Source organism: Candidatus Nomurabacteria bacterium (assembly GCA_023898645.1).
Taxonomy (GTDB): domain Bacteria; phylum Patescibacteriota; class Saccharimonadia; order Saccharimonadales; family Saccharimonadaceae; genus UBA2112.
The window spans coordinates 572,765-593,521 of the sequence record CP060232.1 but is presented as its reverse complement, the minus strand read 5'-3'; the positions used below and the strand labels follow the sequence as shown (position 1 = coordinate 593,521).

Here is a 20,757-nt window from a genome sequence, read left to right as displayed (position 1 = left end):
TCGTATGGAGCCGCGATCGGGATTTGAACCCGAGACCTCATCCTTACCATGGATGCGCTCTACCAACTGAGCTATCGCGGCATGCGTTTTCAGGAGGGGCTTGCCCCTCCATTCGTTGTCGAAATAAATTCGAAAACTTTGTCCTTCGCCCTAAGGCTCGATTTACTCTCGTGCTTCGCGAGCTCGGACTAACTACATACCGAGGCATGCATCTCGGTAAATTGTACCAGACAGGGAGACTTCCTCCAATACTAAATAGTTGTAAATATATAAATACATGTTATAGTTGTTAAGTCGTATCACTACGTTAGGAGTGGTTATGTGTGACGGTAACAGTTGTAAAACATGTAATTCTGGCGCTTGTTGCTCCAGCGGCACATCAAACAACATAAAGTTCGTATCGAGGCTATCCACAAGGGCGATTATCGTCGCGGCAATGTGGCTGGCAATCGGAGCTACGCTTGTATCGATGGTGGTTTGTCGCGTCGATTTCGAAACCCTCAAGGATGTAACGACGGGCTCGTTGGGTGTTATGGCCGTGGCCGCGTTTATATTTTACTGACGTCAAGGGCTATGCAGAAAGAATAAGTATTCTTATCTGCGTAGCCCATTTTTCATTGCGGGAGGTAGGACATCGCAATCGAAGATTGCTCCTCCGTTCATTCGCTCGGAAAAATACTTCGTGCTTTTCCTCGCTTCACTCACTACGCCGAACCTTACGACTTTTCGCAGGAGCGAAAAGGTTCGTAGGTTCGAGACAAACACCGCCTACAAAGTAAAAGGCCCACCACTTCGGGTAGGCCGTTTACTTGGTGCTGGAAGTAGGACTCGAACCTACGAAGCCGAAAGGCGGGAGATTTACAGTCTCCTGTGATTGCCACTACACGATTCCAGCTCGTCGGAACTCACTTTCGAGACCTCGTTTCGCCGCAAGTGGCAAAAGCTTCGTCTCTTCGTTGTTCCTCCTCTCAAATTAACAAACAGATAAATCTTGGTTTGTTAATTTGGTAAACAACATGTAACTCCAATGTGAAATAACGATGAATCATTATTTCGCCGTGGAGCCGCTTCTCGGACTCGAACCGAGGACCTACTGTTTACAAAACAGTTGCTCTAACCAACTGAGCTAAAGCGGCATAAATATAGATGTGAGGTACTTGCAGTATGCCAGTTGGTTAGAGCAATGCTTCATTACATTACTCGCCATTCGGCTCAGACAGCAACTGAGCTAAAGCGGCATAGCTGAAAGGTGTACTTTAATGCTTAAAGGCATTAAATATTACTTTAGTTTCCTAAAGTACAAATATAAGTGTACATCAGGGGTGAAAAATGTTCAAGATGTAGAAGCGGTTACATCACCACTTTACGCGGCTGGCTAACTCGTTTTGCCTTGCCCGGAGGTAAGATCATACGTGCTGCTTTTTCACGTAATCTTAATGAAAGATCCTGTTCACCGATGCGCTCGTAGGCGTCGGCCAAGATGTTGAGTGTCTGTGGAATTGGGTCTATTTCGACTGCTCGCTCGAGTGATTCAATCATTTTTTTGTCGTTCCCGAGTTTTTCTTGTACCTTGGCGTAGGCTATATGTCGAGTTGACAGGTCTCCTTCAATCTCGAGAGCCTGTTCAAAAGCTAGCGCAGCCTTTGCGTAATTGCCGGTTTCATAGTAAATCAGGCCTACATTGTGAAGACTCGAAGCGCTTGGCTCAAGCGATTGAGCAATTTCAAAGCATTCGATTGCGTCTTTGTACTCCTGTTGCTTGGCGTACAGTATACCGAGGCGGTTATACGCAGTTGCGTTGCGCTCATCGACACGCAAAATGGTCAGAAGTGCCTTTTCGGCACGTAGGTACTTACGGTCTCGAAGCGATTGCTGGGCAATTTCCCACAATTTATCCAAGCGCCCAGATAATTTAGCCGGCAAATCAAGTGCTGGGTTTGCTGGCAGGCCACGATAATAAATCATCATCCCACCTAGTATCGCTACAACAATAAGTCCTAACATCCACTTCTAATTATAACACAATTGAGTCATGTGTGTTGAGAAGTAGTTCTCAATACGGAGTGATTACGGTGTTTCAGCCGCAATTTATGCGCTTATAATACGTCTGTTGAAAGCTGCAAACGAATGTTGCCACCTGTAGCTATGCGTCTGCGCGTGTCGAGATGTTTGTCGATATCTTTGGCTATACGTTGGTCAGGTTGGCTACGGATGATGATTTGCAACTGGTGATTCATGTCGTCAAGTAATGTCAGTGCGTCGGAGCGACTGTCGCGATAAGTGTTAATAATCTTCAGTTTCTCGTACACGTCGCTGCCGAGCATTGTTTTGGCGTCGCTCATGATCTTTACCCTTGCGTCATACGAGGTGCTGTCGGCAGCTAGGCGCTTAATGAGCGCTGGGCGACCGCGCCCAACGAATGCTAGGCGCGTTTGCTTGGTGGCGTCTTCTATTGCTAAGTCATTTATGAGGGCACCCGTTTGTTCATCGGTGATAGCTAGCAGCGAAAGTCGCTGACAACGAGATACGATAGTCGGTAGTAGTTGATCGAACTGGTGTGTGGCTATGATGAAGTGCAGGCCGTTACGAGGCTCCTCGAGAAGTTTTAAAAAGGCATTTTGCGCTGAAACCGTCATCGACTTATTACCGGTGTCTATTACATAAACGTGTCGCCCTGGCTGTTTAGTGCGCGTTTGTTGATAGAGCAGTCGTACGTCATCTATGATGACGCTGCCTTCGTCGGCATCGACAACAAACTCTCCCCTCACCTTCTTTTTTGGAGATAATGTCAATTCTGGTGAGCCTAGGTGCTTTGCAAGTGCTTTCGCTACAGAAGCAACGCCACTACCAACCGGCCCGTCAATGATCAAGCCTTGTGGCAGATTGATTGCAAGCCTGTCGGCGAGTTGGCGTGTCCGCGGATGAAGCAATAAATCATCGAGCATTACGCCATTTCCATGGAAGCGAATTCAGGTGGCACATCTGCCGCAAATAGCATACGTTCACCTTCGGGTATGGTGATTTCTAGTTTGGCGGCGTGAAGATAAAGTCTGTCTGCTTGTTTGCCGTAGACCTTGTCGCCATGAATTGGCGTTCCGATGTATGCCATGTGAACGCGTAATTGATGTGTGCGACCAGTATGAGGCTGAAGCTCAACGAGGCTGTACTTCTTGCTCGAAGCCAATATACGGTAAGCGGTCTGCGCTGATTTGCCGTTTGGATCAACGCGGAACTGACTAGGGTGCTTGGGGTTTCGTCCAATCGGTAAGTCTATGAGGGCTTCTGATTGTTTCGGTATGCCATCGACAACAGCAATGTATGTCTTTTTTACCTTGCGATCAGAGAATTGTCGTTGTAGCAGTTTCGCGGTTTTATCGTTAAGCGCGCCAATCAGTACGCCGCTTGTGTCACGGTCGAGTCGATGGATGATACCCGGTCGATTAGTGTCGACATTATATTTTGTAAATCGCTTAAAGAAACCTGCAACGGTGAACTCATCGTTTAACACGCCCTTGCTATGAGAAAGGATGCCAGTAGGCTTGTTGATGACGATGACATTCTTGTCTTGGTATATGATCGGAAGTGATTGGTCGTCGTGCGTTTGTGCATCTGGCACGCTGGTTTCAACTTTGTCGTCTTCGTCAAGCAGTCGTTTTGTGCTTTTTTCTACTTCTCCATTTACGGTTACGTAACCGGCTTTTACGTATTTTTGCCACGTCGCGCGAGAATGTTCAGGCCAGTACTGAGCTAGGTATGCGTCGAGTCTCATGATTAGTTCCTTGGTCGCAGTCCGACCGCTTGCTGTACGCGGAGTAGCGTTGCATTCGCCTGTTCGTTTGCAGTTTTTTCGGATTGCTCAAATGCAGCGGCTATGGCGCCGTCATCTACATCGGCTAGCTTCGTTTGAAAAGCTGTCAGGAATTGTGACACTTCGTCAGCAACGACTCGTTTAAAATCACCATAACTAGATTGACCTTTAAATTCAGACTCCACTTCGTCGAGCGGCTTGCTACGTAGAAGAGCGAGGATTTGCAATAGGTTGCTGATACCGGGCTGCTCGACCGGATTGTAGTTGACGCTAGCTTTGTCGTCGGTAGTTGCAGACATCACCTTTTTGGCTGCGGCTTCTGGGTCATCTGTCAGAAATATGACACCCTTGCCGATGTCGTCAGACTTACTCATTTTTTTAGTTGGATCTACAAGGTCCATGATGCGAAGCCCTTGGCCTTTGTTAAAGAATTCATGCTGTTTGCTGACTTCGTACGGCACCTCGAACAGATCGCCGAACTTATTGTTCATGCGCCCTGCTATGTCGCGGGTAAATTCCAGATGCTGAGTCTGATCGTCGCCGACAGGCACGTATTTGGCGCCATAAAGGAGGATGTCGCAGGCCATGAGAACGGGGTAGTTGAAGAGGCCAACGGAAGTGCTGTTTGAATACTCACCTTGAGTTTTGTATCTATGCTCTTCGCTAGCTGACAGTGTAGCGTCTTGAGATAGCTGGCTCGATTTATCTTTGAACTGGGTCATTCGTCTCATTTCGCCAAATCCGGTAAAGCAATCCAAAATCCACGTCAGTTCACTATGCGCAGGTACGTAGCTTTGACGGTAAATGAGAATGTCGTTGCTATCAAGCGGTAAGCCTGCGGCAGCAAAGAGTCGTGCGTTGTGGATGATTTGATTTTGCAAATCGTCGTGATTGATAGGTGTCGTAAAGCTATGGAGGTCTGGTATAAACATGTTTATTTGATATTCGCCGGCATGGCTCTTAGCCATTTCAATAATGGGCAACATAGCGCCGAAGTAGTTACCAATAGTAAGGTTGTTGTTGGCACGGAGGCCTGTTAAAATAACCGATTTTGTCATACTTTAATCATTATACCTTAAACCAAGAGGTATAGCCCGCGAGTATATTATTGCAGCTCATCTATGCTGTGTTCATTACTCTTTTCGGGCTCAGCGTCTAGCTCGTTGTGCAGTGAACCGGTGAGGTGACCTATGCGCTTTTTTGCCATTGCAAGTGCTGCTTCATGCTCAGGGTCGGCTGGTTTTGGGTTGGCGGATGGAATTACTTCGATTGCTTGTTTGTCGTTAATCGCTCCCGCGTACGCTGCGTTAATAATATTTGATAGTGCTGACTCGATTTTTCGCATGTCAGAGGCGTCTCTGTAGTGTTCGTATTGTATGTTGGGATTCGTCATATTTCTCTCCTTGGCTTAAGCGTTTATTATTTAAAAAACCGCCTTCTGGCGGTCTCATCGATATCTTTTATGTGTTACAAAACATTGAACAAACCGCCAGAGTGACTGTCGGTAAACCAATAGGCTCGTGTGGAGATAATTAGTTTGCTCATATCATTATTATTTAAACATAGATTACAGATGTGTTCAAGCGTCCGAAGACGGCCCCCTACCTAGGCGTAGAAGTATGTCGACAAGTTCGCTTCCTTCTGGCCCTAGTGACGAATAGTATTCGTGTATCTGTGCTTCGCGAGCAGGAACAATCCTTGGTCCGCCATCTGCGGCACGAATTTTACCGATTTCACGACTAATTTCTGTTCGCCGTTTGACGTATGCGAGAATCGCCTCGTCGCAGTCATCTATTTCTTTTCGTAGATTTTCTATGGAATGTGTTTCTGGATTTTTTTCGCTCATAGATGCATCGTAGCATAATTTAACGATGAAGTCCTGCATACAAAAACAGCCCGAATGGGCTGCTCTTGCATAACGTCGTGTGATTAACGCTTTGAGTATTGCTCGCGCTTGCGTGCTGAGCGTAGACCGTACTTCTTGCGCTCTTTTTCGCGAGGATCGCGGCGTAGAAATTCGGCTTTTTTGAGTGTACCGCGCAGATCAGCTGCGTCGACAGTGATTGCTTTGCTGATAGCAAGCTTCATAGCGTCGATTTGACCGGCTTTACCACCACCAGACACCATAATAGTGATGTCATAGTCTTTTTGCTTGCCAACGAGGGCTAGCGGGTCTGTAAGCTCTGCGAGAAGGGTCTTGTTATCTTCCAAGTACTCAGCTGCAGGCTTACTGTTGATAGTGATCGTACCTTTACCCTTGCTATACAGACGCGCACGCGCAGTTGCGCTCTTGCGACGACCTAGGCCGTAGAAATACTTTTTAGTTTCAGTTGGCATATTACATTACCTCCACTTTCTCTGGTGTTTGAGCAGCGTGGTTGTGCTCAGGACCGGCATAAATCTTGAGTCGCTTTAGGCGTTCTGCGGCTAGCTTGTTCTTTGGTAGCATGCCCTTGACTGAGTGCTCGATGATTCGTTCAGGGAATTTACTTCGAACTTCGGCCAATGTAGCGTCTTTGATTCCGCCAGGGAAGCCTGAGTGGTGATAGTAGACCTTACCTGTCTCTTTGTTGCCTGTGACGACAGCATCTTTGGCGTTGATAACGACTACGTAGTCGCCACCATCGACGTGTGGTGTGTAGGTAGGTTTGTATTTACCAATCAGGTATTTCGAGATTTCAGTAGAAACGCGTCCTAGTGGTGCACTTGCGGCATCAATCAGGATCCAGCGGCGAGATACGTCAGCTGGTTTCTGCGAGAATGTCTTAGTTTGCTTTATTGTGCTCATGCCTTTGCCTCCGCAACTTTCTTGGTGGTTTTAGCAGCGGGTTTTTTAGCTGGAGCAGCCTTTTCGACTGGTTTTGCAACTTCTTTTAGCTCATCGACGAATCCGATGGTTGCCATCTGGGCGCCATCGCCGATTCGTAAACGTGTACGCTCAACACGGACGTGCCCGCTTGTGCGACCCGTCAATTGTGGTGCGATTTCGTCAACTAGTTTAAATGCTGCAGCCTGTGTGCTAAGTCCAGCAATGACACGACGACGGTTCGCCAAGTCACCCTTTTTAGCTTTCGTAATAAGCTTCTCGATGTAACGAGTTAGCTCCTTTGCTTTCGGCAACGTCGTTTCGATCTTGCCGTGCTCAACCAGACTGGTTGCCAGGCCCTTTATAAGGGCGCGGCGCTGGTCTCGTTCGCGGCCGAATTTGCGGCCTTTATATCCATGACGATGCATCTTCTAAAGCTCCAACTCCGCCAATTTATCTTTAACTTCTTCCAGAGCCTTGCTGCCGAAGCCTTTCAGCTCGCGCAGATCCTGCTCGCTCAATGTGACTAGGTCGTGAACGGTACGGATTTCATTGTTGACCAATGCATTGGCGGTGCGGGCGGTCAGATTTAACTCTTCAATAGGTGTGTTTAGCTCGCTAGACTCATCCTCTTCGTTGTGACCAAGTGCAGGAGCTGCTTCTACGATTGTAGAACCGGCCAAAGCTGTGTACTGGTTAACCAGGATAGCAGCTGCTTCTTCGAAGGCCTCGCGAGGCGTCACAGTACCGTCGGTATCGATGGTAAGGAGAAGTTTATCAAGGTTCGTTTCTTGGCCAACACGTGTGTTGTCGACCTTGTAGCGTACGCGAAGAACTGGGCTAAATACGGCGTCTAGTGCGATCATGTCGCTGTGTAGACGTTTAGCGCTACTGTCTTCGATGGTGCGGTAACCACGGCCAGATTCAACGACGATGTCCATGAGTACAGACTTTTTAGGGTCGTCAATTGTAGCGATGATTTGTTCTGGGTTAACGATCTCAACATCTGCTGATGTCTTGATGTCGCCAGCGGTAACGATGCCGGCACCTTTCTTTTCAAGTCGAAGTTCAATAGGTTCGTCTGTGTGAACTTTGACATGTACATTCTTCAGGTTAAGCATGATGTCGACGACATCTTCTTTTACGCCTGGAAGTGTGGTGAATTCGTGAGTTGCGCCTTCAACGCGGAATGCTACGATTGCGCCACCGCGGATGCTTGAAAGCAAGACGCGACGTAGGCTGTTTCCTAGTGTGTTGCCGTAACCAGCGTGAAGAGGCTCGATGACAAACTCGGCACTAGTGCTGGTCGACTCGTTGACGGCGGCAAGCAAAGGATTGTGGATGACTTTTGACATGTATATATCTCCTCTTAGCGCGAGTAGTACTCGACGATTAGTTGTTCGTTGATATCCACCTCGGCTTCCTCGCGTTTCGGGACACCAGTGATTTCTATCTTTAATTTTTTGACATCACTCTTTAACCAGCTCAGGGGTACCTGAAGTGAGTTATTGACGACGTCGTCGATATTGCTAAAATAGCCGGATTTTGTGCTTTTAGGACGGACGGTAATAACGTCTCCAGCTTTGACGCGAATTGACGGAATGTCGACACGGCGGCCGTTTAGCTCAAAATGACCGTGGCTAACAAGCTGACGTGACGCACGGCGGCTCGTGGCTAAGCCGGCGCGGTAGACAACGTTATCTAGACGACGCTCGAGCAACTCAAGCAGGACAGTACCTGAAAGGCCGGTTGATCGGTTTGCTTCGTTCATAAGCTTGGCAAATTGCTTTTCAAGTAGACCGTAAGTACGGCGCACTTTTTGCTTTTCGCGCAGTTGCTTTTGGTAAAGGCTTGGTTTGCCTTGACGACCATGGGCGTGCATACCAGGAATACCTGATTTTTTGACCATGATCTTGTGTGCCTTAGGGTGCAGTGCATAGCCCTCTCGGCGCGATTGTTTGACTATTGGTGATCGATCTCGTGCCATTATGCTCTCCTCGCTCCCTTCGGTCGGACACCGCCGTGGGGAACGCCAGTGACATCAGTAATGCTGTCTACGAGAATGCCGTAAGAACTGACGGCACGGATGGCCGCATCGCGACCAAGGCCGACGCCTTTTACGAAAACATCAACGTTTTTCAAGCCGTATTGTGATGAAGCAACTTCTGCTGCTTTTTCTGCTGCAACCTGAGAGGCGTAAGCCGTACCCTTTTTGCTGCCACGGAAACCGCAGGCACCAGCGCTACTAGTAGCGATGACGTTACCCTTTTTATCACTGAAACTGATAATCGTGTTATTGAATGTTGCTTGTATGTGTAGTTGGCCTGCAGGAACTGAACGGCGCTGCTTCTTGCGTGAAGCAGGCTTAGCTGCAGGTGTGGTAGTAGTAGCTTCTGCCATATCCGTTCCTTCCTACGTCTTAGACGCCGACTTAGGTTGAGCGCCACCGACTGCAACCGCACGACCCTTACGAGTACGAGCGTTAGTACGAGTCCTCTGTCCGTTGACAGGCAAGCCTGACTTGTGACGAAGACCACGGTATGCACCGATGTCTTTCAAGCGTTTAATATTGTTGGTTACCTGACGCTGCAAGTCGCCTTCAACGGTATAATCTCGATCGATTATCTCGCGAATTCGCTGTTCTTCAGCCTCGGTGAGATTTTTCACCCGAGTGGTCGGCTCTATATTAGCCGCCGCAAGGATGGCTGCAGCGTGCTTCGGTCCGATACCATAAATGTATCGAAGACTGATCTGCACCTGCTTTTCTGCTGGGATTACAACCCCTGCAATTCGAGCCATGCTTAACCCTGCCTTTGCTTGTTCTTAGGCTTTTTCTTGTTGATCACGTAAAGCTTGCCCTTACGGCGTACAAACTGATCATCAGGACTGATTTTTCTTACACTCGCGCGAACTTTCATGAGGACAACAAAAACTCCTATTTAATTAATTTCGAACGTGACTCACCTAAGCGGCTTCGACGGGCCGCGGTTCGTCTTTCAAGCGGAAGCTGATTCTACCCTTTGTGAGATCATAAGGGGTTAACTCGACTTCCACTCTGTCGCCTGGCACCAATCGGATGTAATGCTTGCGCATCTTGCCCGAAATGTGTCCCAGGACGGTATGGCCATTCTCAAGTTCGACCTTAAACTGAGTATTAGGCAGGGCCTCCACGACCTTGCCGACTAGTTTAATTACTTCCTTTTGACTCGCCATAGTTAACAACGATTCATTATACACAATAATTCAAGAGTAGTAAAGGGGTTTCTAGCAAAGACTTTCGCGTTTTGACCGCGATCATAAAATGTACTTCTTATTTTAAGTAAATCACTACGCTTCGTCAAGGTGCTGAAATGAAAGCCCCCGCCACGTGACGGGGGTGCCGTTTACGGCATTGTTTCGAATATGATGACATCATCTACGGGCTGTGCTCCACTAGTGGCTGACAGCTTTATGTGGATGCTCTTTAGAACCTCCAAAAGGCCTCGTTTGTCTAACGATTTACTTACGACATTTAGAACCTCTATAAGCCTTGACTGGCGCGACGGCCAATTACCGTCCTCGTGCAGTCGCATGCCCAGCTCGTGGATGTCTTCTCCCCGTAATAGTATGACAAAGTCGCTGTCTTCACTGTCGCGTACCCACTTGAGTAGCACCGTTCTTAACGTCATATCTCCAGACCGGATAAAATATGAATATTCGGCAAGGAGAACAGCGATTCTGTTCATGACAAGTACGTCGATTACTTCTGTGGCACTCGGATACTCAATGGACGAAAACGCAGCGTTCGCATTGACTAACTTACGTTGCCGCACCGGCTCTGGGATCAAGTCAAATTTCGTCATATATTCCTCTCAGGTACGCTGCCTGTCGGGTTCGCGTCAATACGATATTCGATATTGGCGACCTCTGGCAGATGACAACACTATAACACTTTAGGGCGCCCGTCTAAAGCACAGGCTTATTCGGCTACCGCGCGAACCATTATGCGTTCGTTAAATACATGATCTCGAGGTATCCAGGTGCCAGCACAAGTAATGAGACCTAAGCCTTCTTTGTTGGAGTTATATGGTTCAAGCAGGCGATTCATGCCAGTCGTATTTGCCTCTTTGAGTGATACTGTGCGGTTTTCAACGACGTCATAAGTGAACTTTTTGCCGTCGCCGCGCTCTATGGTAATGGTATCGCCGTTCTTTAGCTTGTCGAGATGTACGAAAATACCATCACGGCTAATGCCGCCATTGTGCCCGTCTATCAAGACCACTCCGTATCCTTGGCCAGGAAAGGCACTCTTGTCGTACCAAGCTGTGTCGTCTATGTGAAGTGGCGTGTCGAGCTCGTTATTTTTAAGTAGGCCGACAATCACGACGCGAGCTTTTGTTATACCAAGTGCAGGTATGCTGATGTAGCGCGGATGCGTCGCGGGCACTTTGTAGTCGTTGATTTGTTTCTTTGTGATGGGTGTCTCGTTGACTGACGGATCGGCATATGCGACAGCCGGCAACGGCACGAGTGGTGGTCGGGCGCCCGTAGTATACCATTCGTATGCGTAGTAGCCAGTGGCCGCAAGCAGCAAAACAACACCAAGAATAATCAGCCACCTGACAACATGAAAATCCCTCTTCTGGTCAATGTATAGACCGCTCGCCATTTGCAATAATTATAGCATGAGCATCACTGATAAAATGCTGTGGTTTTAACAAAGTAGTACGCCAGACTACGTATTATTATTTGTAGTCGTCGTAAGTAACCATGAGCGCGCGTGAATTGATCTGACGCAAGCTTTCGAGAGCTACTGAAACAACAATGAGGATACCCGTGCCACCGATGGCGAGGTTTTGTATACCTGTGACGCCGAATCGTGCAAACAAGTACTCAGCTATGAACGGCATGACAGCGATAACGCCGAGTACGATTGATCCGAAGAGGATGAGTCGGTTGACGGTTTGTGACAGGTATTTCTCTGTCTGGATACCTGGTCGAACGCCCTCTATGAAGCCACCTTGCTTTTGCAGGTTCTCGGCGATTTCGTTGCTATTAAAGACGATGCCCGTATAGAAGTACGTAAAGATTATAACAAGCGCAAAGTAGCTGGCTGGGTAAATGAGCGCGCTTAATGTATCGCCCGTAAACTGTCCAGGCTGTGGCGCTTGGAACCATGTGATCAGGTTGTTGGCGAGATCAAGATATTGCGCGTTGCCGGTAGCTTTTAAAACTTGGCCGACGAAGGCTGGAAGGCTAAGGAACGCGACGGCAAAGATGACTGGAATCACGCCGGCAGCAATGAGTTTAATCGGTAGAATGCTCTTTACGCCACCGTAGTTGCTGTTGCCCTGCACGCGCTTGGCGTAGTTAATAGTGATGACACGCTGCGCTTCGTTGATCTTTACGAGTATATACAGAACGATGAGCGAGGCGATTCCGATGACAATTGACACCCAAAATGAGGTTGGATTGACGGGTATGTGAAACCATCCAAAGACGTTGAGCGTGCCATGAGAAGTGTCCGTTAGGGAGGCCCCAAGGGACGCCATCGTATTTGGAAGTTGGCTGATGATGCCGGCAAAAATCACCATAGAAATACCGTTACCTATACCTTGCTCTGTCATGAGCTCACCGAGCCACATCAGTAGTACTGCGCCTACGGTCATCGCCAAGACAGCTACGACCCACTCTAACGCTGACGTGTTATTAAGGACTGTTGTGTTGCCCGCCAAAACAGTCTGGCGCAAGATATAGATGAAGGCGATTGATTGGACTATGGCCAAAGGAACAGTAATGAGGCGTGTCCACTGGTTGATCTTTCGACGACCTGATTCGCCGTCTTTATGTAGCTCTTCTAGCTTTGGTATGGCTTTGGTCAAAAGCTGAGTAATGATGCTTGCCGTAATGAACGGGCTCATTCCCACTAGTACGATTGAGAAGCTTGCGAGTGCGCCACCAGATAGCAGATTCAAAAATCCGCCAAAGTCGCTAGCGTTCACCACTGAATCAATAACTTGTTTAAGTTTGGTTGGTTCTGCAAGCGGTACGGGTATGTGCGCTAAGAATCGATATACGACTATGAGCGCCAACACGACGCCAAGGCGTTTTTGCATGTCACGGTTTTTTAGTGATCGAAAGATAGTTTTCCAGTTCATGTTCAGTAGTGCTTCCTATGTCAGTCATTTCTCACAATATTTGTATCTATTATAGCAGAACTGGAGCGAAATTTCGGCTAGTCTTGTGAGATATTTTTAAACAAGGCTTCAATAAATGAACCTTCACTACGTAAGTAGCGTGTGTTGTTAAGCGCCAACAAATAAATAAGCCCCGCTTCTTCTCATGAGCGTGGCTCACTGTGAATGGTCGGGGCGATGCCTTGATTGTTAGGCTTTAAGTTCTGCGCGAAGTGCGCAAAGTTGTTGATAGTCTGCGTCGGCGTCCATGGTGATTTTGATCTCGTTGACGAGACCTCGAACGCCCGGAACGTGGAACCCGCTTGCGACTGTTACTTCAGCGACGCCGCAGTGTCTTCGCATCAAGTCGGATTTCCAACTACTCACATTTTGAACGCTGGTAGCGTTGACTGTGACGATGAACGTGATTGGCGCAACTTTTACTACTTGGATTTCTGTAGCTACATCCATGTTATTCCATGTTGTCGAAGGGATATGTGGACAAATAATATTAAATCATAAAATCAAATATAAAACAACGCTCCCGAAAGAGCGCTGTTTTATGTGTTTTCTACTATTTATCTGCTGCTTCAGCTGCTTTGGTAGATTTTTTGATAGGTGTAGGAACCTTTTCAAATGTACCACCGGCTTTAACGATAGCTTCCTGTACTGACTTGCTGGCACCCTGTACTTTCAGGTTAACCTTTTCTGTCAGTTCACCGCGAGCGATAACTTTGACCGTGTGGAATGGTGTCGAGATGTAGCCATTTTCAAACAGTGTCATGTTGTCGACGGTTTTGCCTTTGAAAGCGTTCAGGTGGTCTAGGTAGACTATCTGTGCAGGAGTGCGCATGCTCTTGAAGCCACGACTCTTTGGCACGGCCTGAACCATAGACGTTTGGCCGCCCATGAAGGTAGCGCTCAATTTTTTACCCGTACGAGAGCCTTGACCCTTGGTACCACGACCAGCGGTTTTACCCTGGCCTGCAGCGATACCGCGGCCAACGCGCTTGCGTGACTTCTTTGCGGCAACTTGTAGTTCGTTGTACTTAGTCATTATTTAGTCTCCTTCTCGGCTTTAGGGGCCTTCTTGGCTGACTTTTCGGCATTAAGCCACTGATCTTTCGGTACCAGGCTCTTTAGTGCGTTAATCGTCGCATAAGCGATGTTCACTTTGTTGGTTGAACCAAGTGACTTTGAAAGCATGTTGTGAATACCAGTCACGCCGATGATTTGACGGACAACACCGCCGGCGATGACACCTGTACCAGGAGCAGCGGGCTTGATGAGCACGTGTGCGCCTGACAGTTTCATCTCAACATCGTGAGGAATCGTGTCGTTTGCAATAGGTACGACAATCAAATTCTTTTTAGCGACGTCAGTAGCTTTTGCAATGGCAGTCTGAACGTCTTGGCCTTTAGATACGCCAACGCCAACTTTGCCTTTGTTGTTTCCTACGACGACGAGTGCTTTGAAGCGGAATCGACGACCACCTTTTACGACACGTGCGACACGGTCGATGTTGATGACAATCTCTTCAAATTCTTTAGGTTCTTGTGGAACCTGTGCCCGACGGTCATCGCGTCGGCCACCACGCTGTCCGCCACCGCGTTGCGGGGAGCCAGTGCGTGGGGTAGTCTGTGCTGTTGCTTGTTCAGCCATACTAAATCTCCAATCCTTCGTTACGTGCAGCATCTGCGAGCGCAGCTAGACGACCAGCGTACTGGCGGCCGTTGCGATCGAACACTGCTTTTTCAATCTTTGCTTTTTTTGCCTTCTTGGCGATATCCGTACCGACAAACGCTGCCTGATCTTTCAGGCTGCCTGTCTGCTTGCTGCCGACAGTCGTGCTTGCAGCAAGAGTTTTGCCGATTACGTCGTCGATCAACTGCGCACTGACGTGCTTGTTGCTGATCGTGACAGTCAAGCGTGGGCGTTCAGCTGTGCCGCTTACTTTGGCGCGGACACGCTTCATGCGCAGGCTTTTGTTCAGTAGTTTCTTTGCAAGATTACTCATGATTACTTACCTGTCTTTCCTGCCTTACGCAAAATTTGCTCATCGGCATATTTGATACCCTTGCCCTTGTATGGCTCTGGTTTCTTTAGCGCGCGGATTTCCGCAGCGACCTGACCAACTTGTTGTTTGTCGATGCCACTAACGATGATAGTCATCTTTTCGTTAGTAACGTTTACTCCTTGCGGAGGTGTGTATTTAACAGGGTGGCTGAAGCCAAGGTGCATTTCTAGTGCAGTGCCACTCATGCCAACGCGAAAACCGACACCGTTAACTTCGAGCTTCTTTTCGAAACCTTTTGTTACGCCTTCGACTGCGTTGTTTAGTAGTGCACGCTGCAAACCATGCTGGGCTTTAGCGATGCGTTCGTCATCCTTGCGGGTAACAGTTGCGACGCCATCGTCGACACTAACCGTCACGTCGCTCAGATGTGGAACTGTCAGGGTGCCTTTGCCTCCTACGACAGTGATAACATCTGAGTCAACCGTGATTGTCACGCCTGATGGGATCTGAATTGGTAGTTTTCCGATTCGACTCATGATTATTCTCCTTTATTAATATACCTTCAGCAGTAATTCACCACCAAGACGCTGTTTGACAGCTTCGCGGCCAGTGATAACGCCTTTAGATGTACTTACGAGCACGAGGCCGCGGCCTGATTTAACCTTAGGGATCTCGTCTGCTTTAACGTATACGCGGCGGCCAGGCTTGCTGAGGCGCGTAATTTCGTTGATGTTGCAGTTCTCTCCAGGTTTGTTGATTGTAACAACCAATGTGTCGCGAGGTTTACTAGCTTCTACCTTGACGTCTGCAAGGTACTTATTAGCTACTAATTGTTCTGCGACAACCTGTTTGATTTTGCTGTGTGGTAAGCGAACTTCGCTTTTGCCAACCATTGCTGCATTTCTAATGCGGGTCAGAAGGTCGGCGATTGGGTCTGTAGATTGTAGTGACATATATCGTTTCTCCTTTCCTTCTACCAGCTACTCTTTGTTATACCGGGAATTTCACCCTTTGATGCTTTTTCGCGGAAGTTGATGCGGCTGAGGCCGAATCGGCGCATGTAGCCACGTGGACGACCACTTAGTACGTCACGGTTCTTCCAGCGAGTCGGGCTACTGTTGCGAGGCAACTTTTGTAGACCGTCCAAGTCGCCTAGTTCTTTAAGTTCGGCGCGCTTCTCGGCGAATTTTGTAATCATCTTCTTACGTTTTTCGTCGCGTGCGATCATTGATTTCTTAGCCATTAACGTCGACCTCCTTCTTTTTCAAACGGCATACCGAATTTCTCGAGCAGAGCGCGGCTATGTGCAGCACTTTCGTTTTTAATGACGAAAGTAATTTGCAGGCCGTGTATAAGCTGTGTTTCTTCGAAAGTCAGCTCTGTAAAGATAGACTGATCGGTGAGGCCGAGGTTGTAGTTACCGCTTTTGTCGAACTTAGTACCAACGCCGTGAAAGTCACGGACACGTGGTAGCGATACGTTGACAAGGCGGTCAAGGAACTCGTACATACGAGCGCCGCGTAGCGTAACAGTAACACCGACTGGTGCGCCCATGCCGGCACGAATCTTGAAGGTCGCGATTGACTTCTTTGCCAAGCGCTCAACTGGCATCTGGCCAGTGATTTTGGTAAGAGTAGTCTTGACTGTTGCAAGATGCGCTTTATTTTCTTTGTTCTTGCCCGTTCCTACGCTTACCGTGATTTTTTCTAGTTTAGGTACTTGGTGTACATTAGCTAGATTTAATTCGGCCTGTAGTTCCTTGACGTACGTATTGTTGTACAAGGCTTTCAAGCGAGGAGCCGGAGTAGCGGTAGTTTTATCTGCCATTACTTGATCTCCTTATTCTTTACCTGACGAGCAAGGCGGACCTTGGCGCCGTCGGCGTTCTTGTTGTATCCGACACGGCTGGTCTTGCCGGTCTTTTCGTCAACGACAAGCGCAACCTTGTGTAGTGGAATTGGGACATGAATATCCTTGTGACCACCAGTTGGCTGTAGCTGTGTTGGCTTAACTTTGCGATGCTTTACGCCAAGATTTTCAACAAGCACGGCATTTTTCTGTGGCAAAACTGCGATTACCTTGCCGGTAACGCCTTTATCGCCGCCGCTGATGATCTTGACTACGTCGTTTTTTTGGATTCGTTGTGCCATATTAGAGTACCTCCGGTGCCAGGCTGACGATTTTAGCGTAGCCTAGGTCGCGAAGTTCGCGTGGCACAGGGCCGAATACACGAGTTGCACGTGGCAACTTGTCGTCGCCGATGACAACGGCTGCGTTGTCGTCAAAACAGATAGTGCTGCCGTCTTTGCGCTGAATAGTATCTCGTGTACGAACGACTACAGCTTTAATGACAGACTTCTTTTTGACCTGACCAGTCGGGTTGGCTTCTTTAACGCTAGCAACAATAATGTCACCAACGCGTGCATAACGGCGACGAGTACCACCGAGAACACGGATACACAAGATTTCCTTGGCACCGCTGTTGTCGGTTACTTTGAGACGGGACTGCTGTTGAATCATCCTTTGTCCTCCTCTGTCTTGTCGGCCTTTTTCGCCTTCACGACGTCAGCTGGTGCGACGTCTTCCTTTAGCTCTACGCTTCCCTTTGACTTTTGGTCAACACTGTCAAGCGTGAAGCTCTTGGTCTTGCTGATTGGACGAACTTCACGAATAGTGACTTTGTCGCCGACCTTGGCTTCGTTTTCTTGATCGTGAGCCGTGTATTTACGGCTACGAGTAAACTGCTTGCCATACAAAGGATGCGTCTCGCGGCTTGTCACCGTGACGGTGATGGTTTTGTCGCGTACGTCAGATGTGACGATACCTGTGAGTGTCTTTACCATCTTACTTATCTCCTTTTAGTTCATGCGCGCGGATCGCGGTCTTTAGACGTGCGATGTCCTTGCGACTGTGCGTGATAGCACGTGGGTTAACCAATTCGCCAGCGCGATGGCTGCGACGGGTTTCCAGGTGATCACTCTGCTTCGTTAACAATTCAGCTTTTAGTTGATCAAGTGATTTCACTTCTACTGCAACTTTCGCTTTGCTTGATTTGGTCGCTTTAGTAGTCTTTTCAGCCATATTACGCCTCCTCTCGCTTTACGAACTTTGTTTTAACTGGCAGCTTGTGACTTGCTAGGCGCATAGCCTCGCGAGCGATTTCTTCGTTAACGCCCTTCATCTCAAACATGACAGTACCGGCTTTAACTTTTGCGGCAAAGAATTCAGGGTTACCCTTACCACTACCCATTTTCACGTCCTGCGGCTTGCGAGTACGTGGAGTGTGAGGGAAGATGCGAATCCAGATTTTACCACCACGCTTGATGTAGCGTGTCATCGCCTGACGAGCTGACTCGATCTGGCGACTGGTAACGTCGTTGTTGCTTTGCGCCTGTAGGCCGAAGTCACCAAAGGCGACGTAGTGACCGCGAGTTGCAATACCCTTGTTCTTGCCTTTGCGGACTTTTCGATACTTGGTTTTCTTTGGTATCAACATATCGATTAGCTCCTTTCACCTTTGTAAATCCATACCTTTACGCCGATGATTCCAACGCCAGGTGCAAGTGCACGAGCGGAGTGGAAATCAATATCAGCGCGTAGTGTATGTAGAGGTACTGAACCTTCGATAACCTTTTCGCGGCGGGCCATTTCAGCGTTGTTCAGACGACCGGCAACTTGGATACGGATACCCTTGGCGCCGGCGTTCATTGTATTCTGAGCAGACATTTTCATGGCGCGACGGAAGTTGATGCGGCGCTCCAATTGGCGAGCGATGTTCTCGGCAACCAGTTTGGCGTCGAGTTCAGGTCGCTTAACCTCTTCGATGTTGATGCGAACTGGCAGGCTAGCCAACTTTTCAATCGCAGCCTTTAGTTCAGTAACGCCTGCGCCGCCACGACCGATCACAACACCAGCTTTCGCGGTATGAATAGTGATAGTGATGAGGTTGGCAGAACGTTCAATTTCTATACGGCTGATAGTTGGACGAGAAGCAAACCGTTTTTCAATCAGTTCGCGGATCTCGATGTCTTCCTTCAGCCATTTAGCGAAGTCTTTTTTGCCAGCAAACCAGCGAGAACTCCAGTTCTTGTGGACTTGCAGGCGGAAGCTGATAGGGTTAACTTTTTGTCCCATCTTATTTCTCCTCTTTCTTCTCGTCGGCTACTTTAGCGACCGGCTTTTTCTTAGGCTTTTCAGTACCAGATACTTCGACCAAAATGTGGCTGGTTTTCTTTTCAAATGGCAGTGCACGACCGCGGCTAGCTGGTTTGAATCGGCGAAGTCGTGGACCAGTCGTGACGCTCAATGTAGAAATAACAAGTGTTTTGCCATCAAGACCATGATTGTTCATGGCGTTTGCTTTTGCGCTCTCGATAGCTTTCTTTACAGGGAGTGCTGCACGCTTAGGTACGTGTTCCAGGATGACAAGTGCATCTGCAACTGTACGATTGCGTACAAGCGCTGCGACCAAGCTTACCTTGCGGGGAGTTTGGTCGACGCCCTTAATATATGCGCGTACTTTTAGTGAATCAGCCATGTTACTTCGCCTTACCACCGTGTTTACGGAACTTACGAGTTGGACTAAATTCACCGAGCTTGTGACCAACCATGTTTTCGCTAACGACTACAGGTACGTGCACGCGGCCGTTGTGTACGGCGATTGTGCGGCCGACCATTTCAGGAGTAACAGTGCTGGAACGAGCCCAAGTTTTGATAACGGTGCGATCATCGAGGCTCAGAGCGGCTACTTTTTTAGCCAGCTTGGCATCGATGAATGGACCTTTTTTAAGTGATCGACTCATGTCTTACCTCTTCCTCTTCGCCTCATGGCGTGATTTAACTATCAGACCGGCAACGTCTTTGCGTCGGCGAGTGCGGTAACCAAGTGTCAATTGACCCCATGGTGTTCGCGGAGCCTTACCAGTACCATGACGACCACCGTCACCACCACCGTGTGGGTGATCTGCGGCGTTCATAACGACACCTCGGACGCCTGGGCGGATGCCCTTGCGGCGATTACGTCCGGCTGATCCTATCTTGATGTTTTGATGCTGAACGTTACCAACAACACCGATTGCAGCGGTTGCCTCTAGACGAACCCTGCGAACTTCACCTGATGGCAGGCGAATTTGGGCGTGGTCGCCCTCTTTAGCCATTAGCTGAGCTTTAGCGCCAGCTGCACGTACCATTTGAGCGCCCTTGCCTGGGGTTAGTTCGATCGCGTAGATCTGACTACCTACAGGAATTTCGCTTAGTGGTAGACGGTTGCTGCTTTCGATTGGTGCTTTTGCACCGCTTTCGATAACTTTACCCTTCGTCATGCTAGTGTCGGCCAAGATGTAGTGGTATAGACCGTGCTGATCTTTAACACGGGCAATACGAGCGCTACGGTTTGGATCGTATTCGATTTCCTCGACAGTAACCTTTAGGCCAGCTGCAAGGTTGTGGTTAACCAAACGGTAGTGGCGTTTAACGCCGCCACCACGATGGCGAACAGTGATGCGACCGGTGTTATTACGGCCGGCATTCTGCTTTTTGCTCTTAACGAGGCTTTTGACCTTGCCGCGAGTAGTGATGTCACTCAAATCTTGAGTAGTCATGCCGCGACGGCCGGGAGTAGTTGGGTTGTATGCTTTAATTGCCATTACTTCTTCTCCTCCTTAGGCTGCTCTTGCTCGGCAAAGACTTGGATGCTGTCACCCTTTGCAAGAGTTACGTAAGCCTTTTTGGTGTCTGTACGATGAGTCGTACCTGGGAAGCGGCGCTTACCGCGGTTAAAGCGGATGGCTTTGCCACTTTGTACGACTGTGCGCACGCTGACAACTTTGACGCCGTACTGAGCTTCGATGCTAGCTACGATGTCGTTTTTGTTGGCAGATGTAGGTACGTTAAATACGTAGACGTTATTTAGACTTGCAGCATATGCCTTTTCGGTAGCGCGTGGGTATACGAACTGTGTTGAGTTACTCAT

The 20,757-nt window shown here is 48.5% G+C and carries 36 protein-coding genes and 3 tRNA genes; all 39 read right to left on the bottom strand.

Translation table 11 applies throughout. From position 1 onward, the window contains the following. Positions 1-5: 5 nt before the first annotated feature. The 39 genes from H6797_03010 to rplW all read right to left on the bottom strand — a co-directional run bounded on the left by H6797_03010 (position 6) and on the right by rplW (position 20,757). Positions 6-81 (bottom strand) — tRNA-Thr (locus H6797_03010). Positions 82-810: 729 nt separating this feature from the next. Next, positions 811-895: transfer RNA gene (locus H6797_03005), tRNA-Tyr, on the bottom strand. Between the two features lie 164 nt (positions 896-1,059). Beyond that, positions 1,060-1,136: transfer RNA gene (locus H6797_03000), tRNA-Thr, on the bottom strand. A 214-nt stretch (positions 1,137-1,350) separates the two neighbouring features. Next, a complete protein-coding gene (locus H6797_02995; protein USN96027.1) occupies positions 1,351-2,004 on the bottom strand; it encodes a tetratricopeptide repeat protein in 654 nt (217 codons plus the stop codon). 92 nt (positions 2,005-2,096) lie between these two features. Continuing rightward, the gene (locus H6797_02990) at positions 2,097-2,945 is read right to left on the bottom strand and encodes an AAA family ATPase (protein USN96026.1); all 849 of its coding nucleotides are present in this window, start codon (positions 2,943-2,945) and stop codon (positions 2,097-2,099) included. Further along, complete coding sequence (locus H6797_02985) at positions 2,945-3,769, bottom strand: RluA family pseudouridine synthase (GenBank protein ID USN96025.1); 825 nt, start codon at positions 3,767-3,769, stop codon at positions 2,945-2,947. The genes H6797_02990 and H6797_02985 overlap by 1 nt, the downstream gene beginning before the upstream one ends. 2 nt (positions 3,770-3,771) lie before the next feature. Next, the gene (gene trpS / locus H6797_02980; GenBank protein USN96024.1) at positions 3,772-4,866 is read right to left on the bottom strand and encodes a tryptophan--tRNA ligase; all 1,095 of its coding nucleotides are present in this window, start codon (positions 4,864-4,866) and stop codon (positions 3,772-3,774) included. Between the two features lie 47 nt (positions 4,867-4,913). Then, a complete protein-coding gene (locus H6797_02975) occupies positions 4,914-5,201 on the bottom strand; it encodes a hypothetical protein (GenBank protein USN96023.1) in 288 nt (95 codons plus the stop codon). Positions 5,202-5,387: 186 nt separating this feature from the next. Continuing rightward, positions 5,388-5,654, bottom strand: coding sequence for a chorismate mutase (locus H6797_02970; protein ID USN96022.1), 267 nt, complete (start codon positions 5,652-5,654; stop codon positions 5,388-5,390). Positions 5,655-5,737: 83 nt separating this feature from the next. Further along, on the bottom strand, positions 5,738-6,145 hold the full coding sequence (gene rpsI / locus H6797_02965) for a 30S ribosomal protein S9 (protein ID USN96021.1): 408 nt from the start codon (positions 6,143-6,145) through the stop codon (positions 5,738-5,740). A gap of 1 nt (position 6,146) precedes the next feature. Then, a complete protein-coding gene (gene rplM / locus H6797_02960; GenBank protein USN96020.1) occupies positions 6,147-6,596 on the bottom strand; it encodes a 50S ribosomal protein L13 in 450 nt (149 codons plus the stop codon). Continuing rightward, positions 6,593-7,042 (bottom strand): 50S ribosomal protein L17, encoded by a 450-nt coding sequence (rplQ, locus tag H6797_02955; protein ID USN96019.1) that lies wholly within the window; start codon positions 7,040-7,042, stop codon positions 6,593-6,595. Before rplQ ends, rplM begins: the two co-directional genes overlap by 4 nt. Before the next feature lie 3 nt (positions 7,043-7,045). Further along, positions 7,046-7,969, bottom strand: a complete 924-nt coding sequence (locus H6797_02950; GenBank protein ID USN96018.1) for a DNA-directed RNA polymerase subunit alpha — start codon at positions 7,967-7,969, stop codon at positions 7,046-7,048. A 14-nt stretch (positions 7,970-7,983) separates the two neighbouring features. After that, positions 7,984-8,601: a 30S ribosomal protein S4 gene (rpsD, locus tag H6797_02945; protein USN96017.1), complete on the bottom strand. Its 618-nt coding sequence runs from the start codon at positions 8,599-8,601 to the stop codon at positions 7,984-7,986. Further along, positions 8,601-9,014, bottom strand: a complete 414-nt coding sequence (gene rpsK, locus H6797_02940; GenBank protein ID USN96016.1) for a 30S ribosomal protein S11 — start codon at positions 9,012-9,014, stop codon at positions 8,601-8,603. The genes rpsD and rpsK overlap by 1 nt, the downstream gene beginning before the upstream one ends. 12 nt (positions 9,015-9,026) lie before the next feature. Then, positions 9,027-9,413: a 30S ribosomal protein S13 gene (gene rpsM / locus H6797_02935; protein USN96015.1), complete on the bottom strand. Its 387-nt coding sequence runs from the start codon at positions 9,411-9,413 to the stop codon at positions 9,027-9,029. Positions 9,414-9,415: 2 nt separating this feature from the next. Then, entirely contained in the window at positions 9,416-9,532 is a 117-nt protein-coding gene (rpmJ, locus tag H6797_02930) for a 50S ribosomal protein L36 (GenBank protein USN96014.1), read from the bottom strand. A 46-nt stretch (positions 9,533-9,578) separates the two neighbouring features. After that, positions 9,579-9,827, bottom strand: coding sequence for a translation initiation factor IF-1 (infA, locus tag H6797_02925; protein USN96013.1), 249 nt, complete (start codon positions 9,825-9,827; stop codon positions 9,579-9,581). A gap of 170 nt (positions 9,828-9,997) precedes the next feature. Continuing rightward, positions 9,998-10,456: a hypothetical protein gene (locus tag H6797_02920; GenBank protein ID USN96012.1), complete on the bottom strand. Its 459-nt coding sequence runs from the start codon at positions 10,454-10,456 to the stop codon at positions 9,998-10,000. Between the two features lie 116 nt (positions 10,457-10,572). Next, positions 10,573-11,262, bottom strand: a complete 690-nt coding sequence (locus H6797_02915) for a class F sortase (GenBank protein USN96011.1) — start codon at positions 11,260-11,262, stop codon at positions 10,573-10,575. Positions 11,263-11,338: 76 nt separating this feature from the next. Then, positions 11,339-12,751: a preprotein translocase subunit SecY gene (gene secY / locus H6797_02910; GenBank protein ID USN96010.1), complete on the bottom strand. Its 1,413-nt coding sequence runs from the start codon at positions 12,749-12,751 to the stop codon at positions 11,339-11,341. A gap of 228 nt (positions 12,752-12,979) precedes the next feature. Then, positions 12,980-13,240, bottom strand: a complete 261-nt coding sequence (locus tag H6797_02905) for a hypothetical protein (GenBank protein USN96009.1) — start codon at positions 13,238-13,240, stop codon at positions 12,980-12,982. 103 nt (positions 13,241-13,343) lie between these two features. Beyond that, complete coding sequence (gene rplO / locus H6797_02900; protein USN96008.1) at positions 13,344-13,826, bottom strand: 50S ribosomal protein L15; 483 nt, start codon at positions 13,824-13,826, stop codon at positions 13,344-13,346. Next, positions 13,826-14,431, bottom strand: coding sequence for a 30S ribosomal protein S5 (gene rpsE / locus H6797_02895; protein ID USN96007.1), 606 nt, complete (start codon positions 14,429-14,431; stop codon positions 13,826-13,828). Before rpsE ends, rplO begins: the two co-directional genes overlap by 1 nt. A gap of 1 nt (position 14,432) precedes the next feature. Continuing rightward, positions 14,433-14,786: a 50S ribosomal protein L18 gene (locus tag H6797_02890; protein USN96006.1), complete on the bottom strand. Its 354-nt coding sequence runs from the start codon at positions 14,784-14,786 to the stop codon at positions 14,433-14,435. Positions 14,787-14,788: 2 nt separating this feature from the next. Beyond that, on the bottom strand, positions 14,789-15,322 hold the full coding sequence (gene rplF / locus H6797_02885; GenBank protein USN96005.1) for a 50S ribosomal protein L6: 534 nt from the start codon (positions 15,320-15,322) through the stop codon (positions 14,789-14,791). Positions 15,323-15,337: 15 nt separating this feature from the next. Beyond that, positions 15,338-15,739 (bottom strand): 30S ribosomal protein S8, encoded by a 402-nt coding sequence (rpsH, locus tag H6797_02880; GenBank protein ID USN96004.1) that lies wholly within the window; start codon positions 15,737-15,739, stop codon positions 15,338-15,340. A 20-nt stretch (positions 15,740-15,759) separates the two neighbouring features. After that, the gene (gene rpsN / locus H6797_02875; protein USN96003.1) at positions 15,760-16,029 is read right to left on the bottom strand and encodes a 30S ribosomal protein S14; all 270 of its coding nucleotides are present in this window, start codon (positions 16,027-16,029) and stop codon (positions 15,760-15,762) included. Then, entirely contained in the window at positions 16,029-16,613 is a 585-nt protein-coding gene (gene rplE / locus H6797_02870) for a 50S ribosomal protein L5 (protein ID USN96002.1), read from the bottom strand. The genes rpsN and rplE overlap by 1 nt, the downstream gene beginning before the upstream one ends. After that, positions 16,613-16,936 (bottom strand): 50S ribosomal protein L24, encoded by a 324-nt coding sequence (rplX, locus tag H6797_02865; GenBank protein USN96001.1) that lies wholly within the window; start codon positions 16,934-16,936, stop codon positions 16,613-16,615. Before rplX ends, rplE begins: the two co-directional genes overlap by 1 nt. Before the next feature lies 1 nt (position 16,937). Further along, entirely contained in the window at positions 16,938-17,306 is a 369-nt protein-coding gene (gene rplN, locus H6797_02860) for a 50S ribosomal protein L14 (protein ID USN96000.1), read from the bottom strand. Further along, on the bottom strand, positions 17,303-17,629 hold the full coding sequence (rpsQ, locus tag H6797_02855; protein ID USN95999.1) for a 30S ribosomal protein S17: 327 nt from the start codon (positions 17,627-17,629) through the stop codon (positions 17,303-17,305). The genes rplN and rpsQ overlap by 4 nt, the downstream gene beginning before the upstream one ends. Position 17,630: 1 nt before the next feature. After that, entirely contained in the window at positions 17,631-17,867 is a 237-nt protein-coding gene (gene rpmC, locus H6797_02850; GenBank protein USN95998.1) for a 50S ribosomal protein L29, read from the bottom strand. A gap of 1 nt (position 17,868) precedes the next feature. Further along, the gene (rplP, locus tag H6797_02845; GenBank protein USN95997.1) at positions 17,869-18,282 is read right to left on the bottom strand and encodes a 50S ribosomal protein L16; all 414 of its coding nucleotides are present in this window, start codon (positions 18,280-18,282) and stop codon (positions 17,869-17,871) included. A 5-nt stretch (positions 18,283-18,287) separates the two neighbouring features. After that, entirely contained in the window at positions 18,288-18,920 is a 633-nt protein-coding gene (gene rpsC / locus H6797_02840; GenBank protein USN95996.1) for a 30S ribosomal protein S3, read from the bottom strand. Between the two features lies 1 nt (position 18,921). Then, complete coding sequence (gene rplV / locus H6797_02835; protein USN95995.1) at positions 18,922-19,323, bottom strand: 50S ribosomal protein L22; 402 nt, start codon at positions 19,321-19,323, stop codon at positions 18,922-18,924. 1 nt (position 19,324) lies between these two features. Next, a complete protein-coding gene (rpsS, locus tag H6797_02830; GenBank protein ID USN95994.1) occupies positions 19,325-19,588 on the bottom strand; it encodes a 30S ribosomal protein S19 in 264 nt (87 codons plus the stop codon). Between the two features lie 3 nt (positions 19,589-19,591). Beyond that, positions 19,592-20,431, bottom strand: coding sequence for a 50S ribosomal protein L2 (gene rplB / locus H6797_02825; protein USN95993.1), 840 nt, complete (start codon positions 20,429-20,431; stop codon positions 19,592-19,594). Further along, entirely contained in the window at positions 20,431-20,757 is a 327-nt protein-coding gene (gene rplW, locus H6797_02820) for a 50S ribosomal protein L23 (GenBank protein USN95992.1), read from the bottom strand. Before rplW ends, rplB begins: the two co-directional genes overlap by 1 nt.

Excerpts from the sequence above, each read along its gene's own strand:
- H6797_02905 (USN96009.1), bottom strand. The coding sequence starts at position 13,240 with ATGGATGTAGCTACAGAAATCCAAGTAGTAAAAGTTGCGCCAATCACG.
- rplO (USN96008.1), bottom strand. The coding sequence starts at position 13,826 with ATGACTAAGTACAACGAACTACAAGTTGCCGCAAAGAAGTCACGCAAG.
- rplQ (USN96019.1), bottom strand. The coding sequence starts at position 7,042 with ATGCATCGTCATGGATATAAAGGCCGCAAATTCGGCCGCGAACGAGAC.
- H6797_02950 (USN96018.1), bottom strand. The coding sequence starts at position 7,969 with ATGTCAAAAGTCATCCACAATCCTTTGCTTGCCGCCGTCAACGAGTCG.
- rplF (USN96005.1), bottom strand. The coding sequence starts at position 15,322 with ATGAGTCGAATCGGAAAACTACCAATTCAGATCCCATCAGGCGTGACA.
- rplP (USN95997.1), bottom strand. The coding sequence starts at position 18,282 with ATGTTGATACCAAAGAAAACCAAGTATCGAAAAGTCCGCAAAGGCAAG.
- rpsH (USN96004.1), bottom strand. The coding sequence starts at position 15,739 with ATGTCACTACAATCTACAGACCCAATCGCCGACCTTCTGACCCGCATT.
- rpsN (USN96003.1), bottom strand. The coding sequence starts at position 16,029 with ATGGCTAAGAAATCAATGATCGCACGCGACGAAAAACGTAAGAAGATG.
- rpsC (USN95996.1), bottom strand. The coding sequence starts at position 18,920 with ATGGGACAAAAAGTTAACCCTATCAGCTTCCGCCTGCAAGTCCACAAG.
- rplV (USN95995.1), bottom strand. The coding sequence starts at position 19,323 with ATGGCTGATTCACTAAAAGTACGCGCATATATTAAGGGCGTCGACCAA.
- H6797_02890 (USN96006.1), bottom strand. The coding sequence starts at position 14,786 with ATGAGTAATCTTGCAAAGAAACTACTGAACAAAAGCCTGCGCATGAAG.
- H6797_02915 (USN96011.1), bottom strand. The coding sequence starts at position 11,262 with ATGGCGAGCGGTCTATACATTGACCAGAAGAGGGATTTTCATGTTGTC.
- rpsS (USN95994.1), bottom strand. The coding sequence starts at position 19,588 with ATGAGTCGATCACTTAAAAAAGGTCCATTCATCGATGCCAAGCTGGCT.
- rplX (USN96001.1), bottom strand. The coding sequence starts at position 16,936 with ATGGCACAACGAATCCAAAAAAACGACGTAGTCAAGATCATCAGCGGC.
- H6797_02985 (USN96025.1), bottom strand. The coding sequence starts at position 3,769 with ATGAGACTCGACGCATACCTAGCTCAGTACTGGCCTGAACATTCTCGC.
- rpmJ (USN96014.1), bottom strand. The coding sequence starts at position 9,532 with ATGAAAGTTCGCGCGAGTGTAAGAAAAATCAGTCCTGATGATCAGTTT.
- H6797_02920 (USN96012.1), bottom strand. The coding sequence starts at position 10,456 with ATGACGAAATTTGACTTGATCCCAGAGCCGGTGCGGCAACGTAAGTTA.
- rpsD (USN96017.1), bottom strand. The coding sequence starts at position 8,601 with ATGGCACGAGATCGATCACCAATAGTCAAACAATCGCGCCGAGAGGGC.
- rplM (USN96020.1), bottom strand. The coding sequence starts at position 6,596 with ATGAGCACAATAAAGCAAACTAAGACATTCTCGCAGAAACCAGCTGAC.
- rplE (USN96002.1), bottom strand. The coding sequence starts at position 16,613 with ATGGCAGATAAAACTACCGCTACTCCGGCTCCTCGCTTGAAAGCCTTG.
- rpmC (USN95998.1), bottom strand. The coding sequence starts at position 17,867 with ATGGCTGAAAAGACTACTAAAGCGACCAAATCAAGCAAAGCGAAAGTT.
- rpsE (USN96007.1), bottom strand. The coding sequence starts at position 14,431 with ATGGCTGAACAAGCAACAGCACAGACTACCCCACGCACTGGCTCCCCG.
- secY (USN96010.1), bottom strand. The coding sequence starts at position 12,751 with ATGAACTGGAAAACTATCTTTCGATCACTAAAAAACCGTGACATGCAA.
- rpsQ (USN95999.1), bottom strand. The coding sequence starts at position 17,629 with ATGGTAAAGACACTCACAGGTATCGTCACATCTGACGTACGCGACAAA.
- rpsK (USN96016.1), bottom strand. The coding sequence starts at position 9,014 with ATGGCAGAAGCTACTACTACCACACCTGCAGCTAAGCCTGCTTCACGC.
- rplW (USN95992.1), bottom strand. The coding sequence starts at position 20,757 with ATGAGTAACTCAACACAGTTCGTATACCCACGCGCTACCGAAAAGGCA.
- rpsI (USN96021.1), bottom strand. The coding sequence starts at position 6,145 with ATGCCAACTGAAACTAAAAAGTATTTCTACGGCCTAGGTCGTCGCAAG.
- rpsM (USN96015.1), bottom strand. The coding sequence starts at position 9,413 with ATGGCTCGAATTGCAGGGGTTGTAATCCCAGCAGAAAAGCAGGTGCAG.
- infA (USN96013.1), bottom strand. The coding sequence starts at position 9,827 with ATGGCGAGTCAAAAGGAAGTAATTAAACTAGTCGGCAAGGTCGTGGAG.
- H6797_02990 (USN96026.1), bottom strand. The coding sequence starts at position 2,945 with ATGCTCGATGATTTATTGCTTCATCCGCGGACACGCCAACTCGCCGAC.
- H6797_02975 (USN96023.1), bottom strand. The coding sequence starts at position 5,201 with ATGACGAATCCCAACATACAATACGAACACTACAGAGACGCCTCTGAC.
- H6797_02970 (USN96022.1), bottom strand. The coding sequence starts at position 5,654 with ATGAGCGAAAAAAATCCAGAAACACATTCCATAGAAAATCTACGAAAA.
- H6797_02995 (USN96027.1), bottom strand. The coding sequence starts at position 2,004 with ATGTTAGGACTTATTGTTGTAGCGATACTAGGTGGGATGATGATTTAT.
- trpS (USN96024.1), bottom strand. The coding sequence starts at position 4,866 with ATGACAAAATCGGTTATTTTAACAGGCCTCCGTGCCAACAACAACCTT.
- rplN (USN96000.1), bottom strand. The coding sequence starts at position 17,306 with ATGATTCAACAGCAGTCCCGTCTCAAAGTAACCGACAACAGCGGTGCC.
- rplB (USN95993.1), bottom strand. The coding sequence starts at position 20,431 with ATGGCAATTAAAGCATACAACCCAACTACTCCCGGCCGTCGCGGCATG.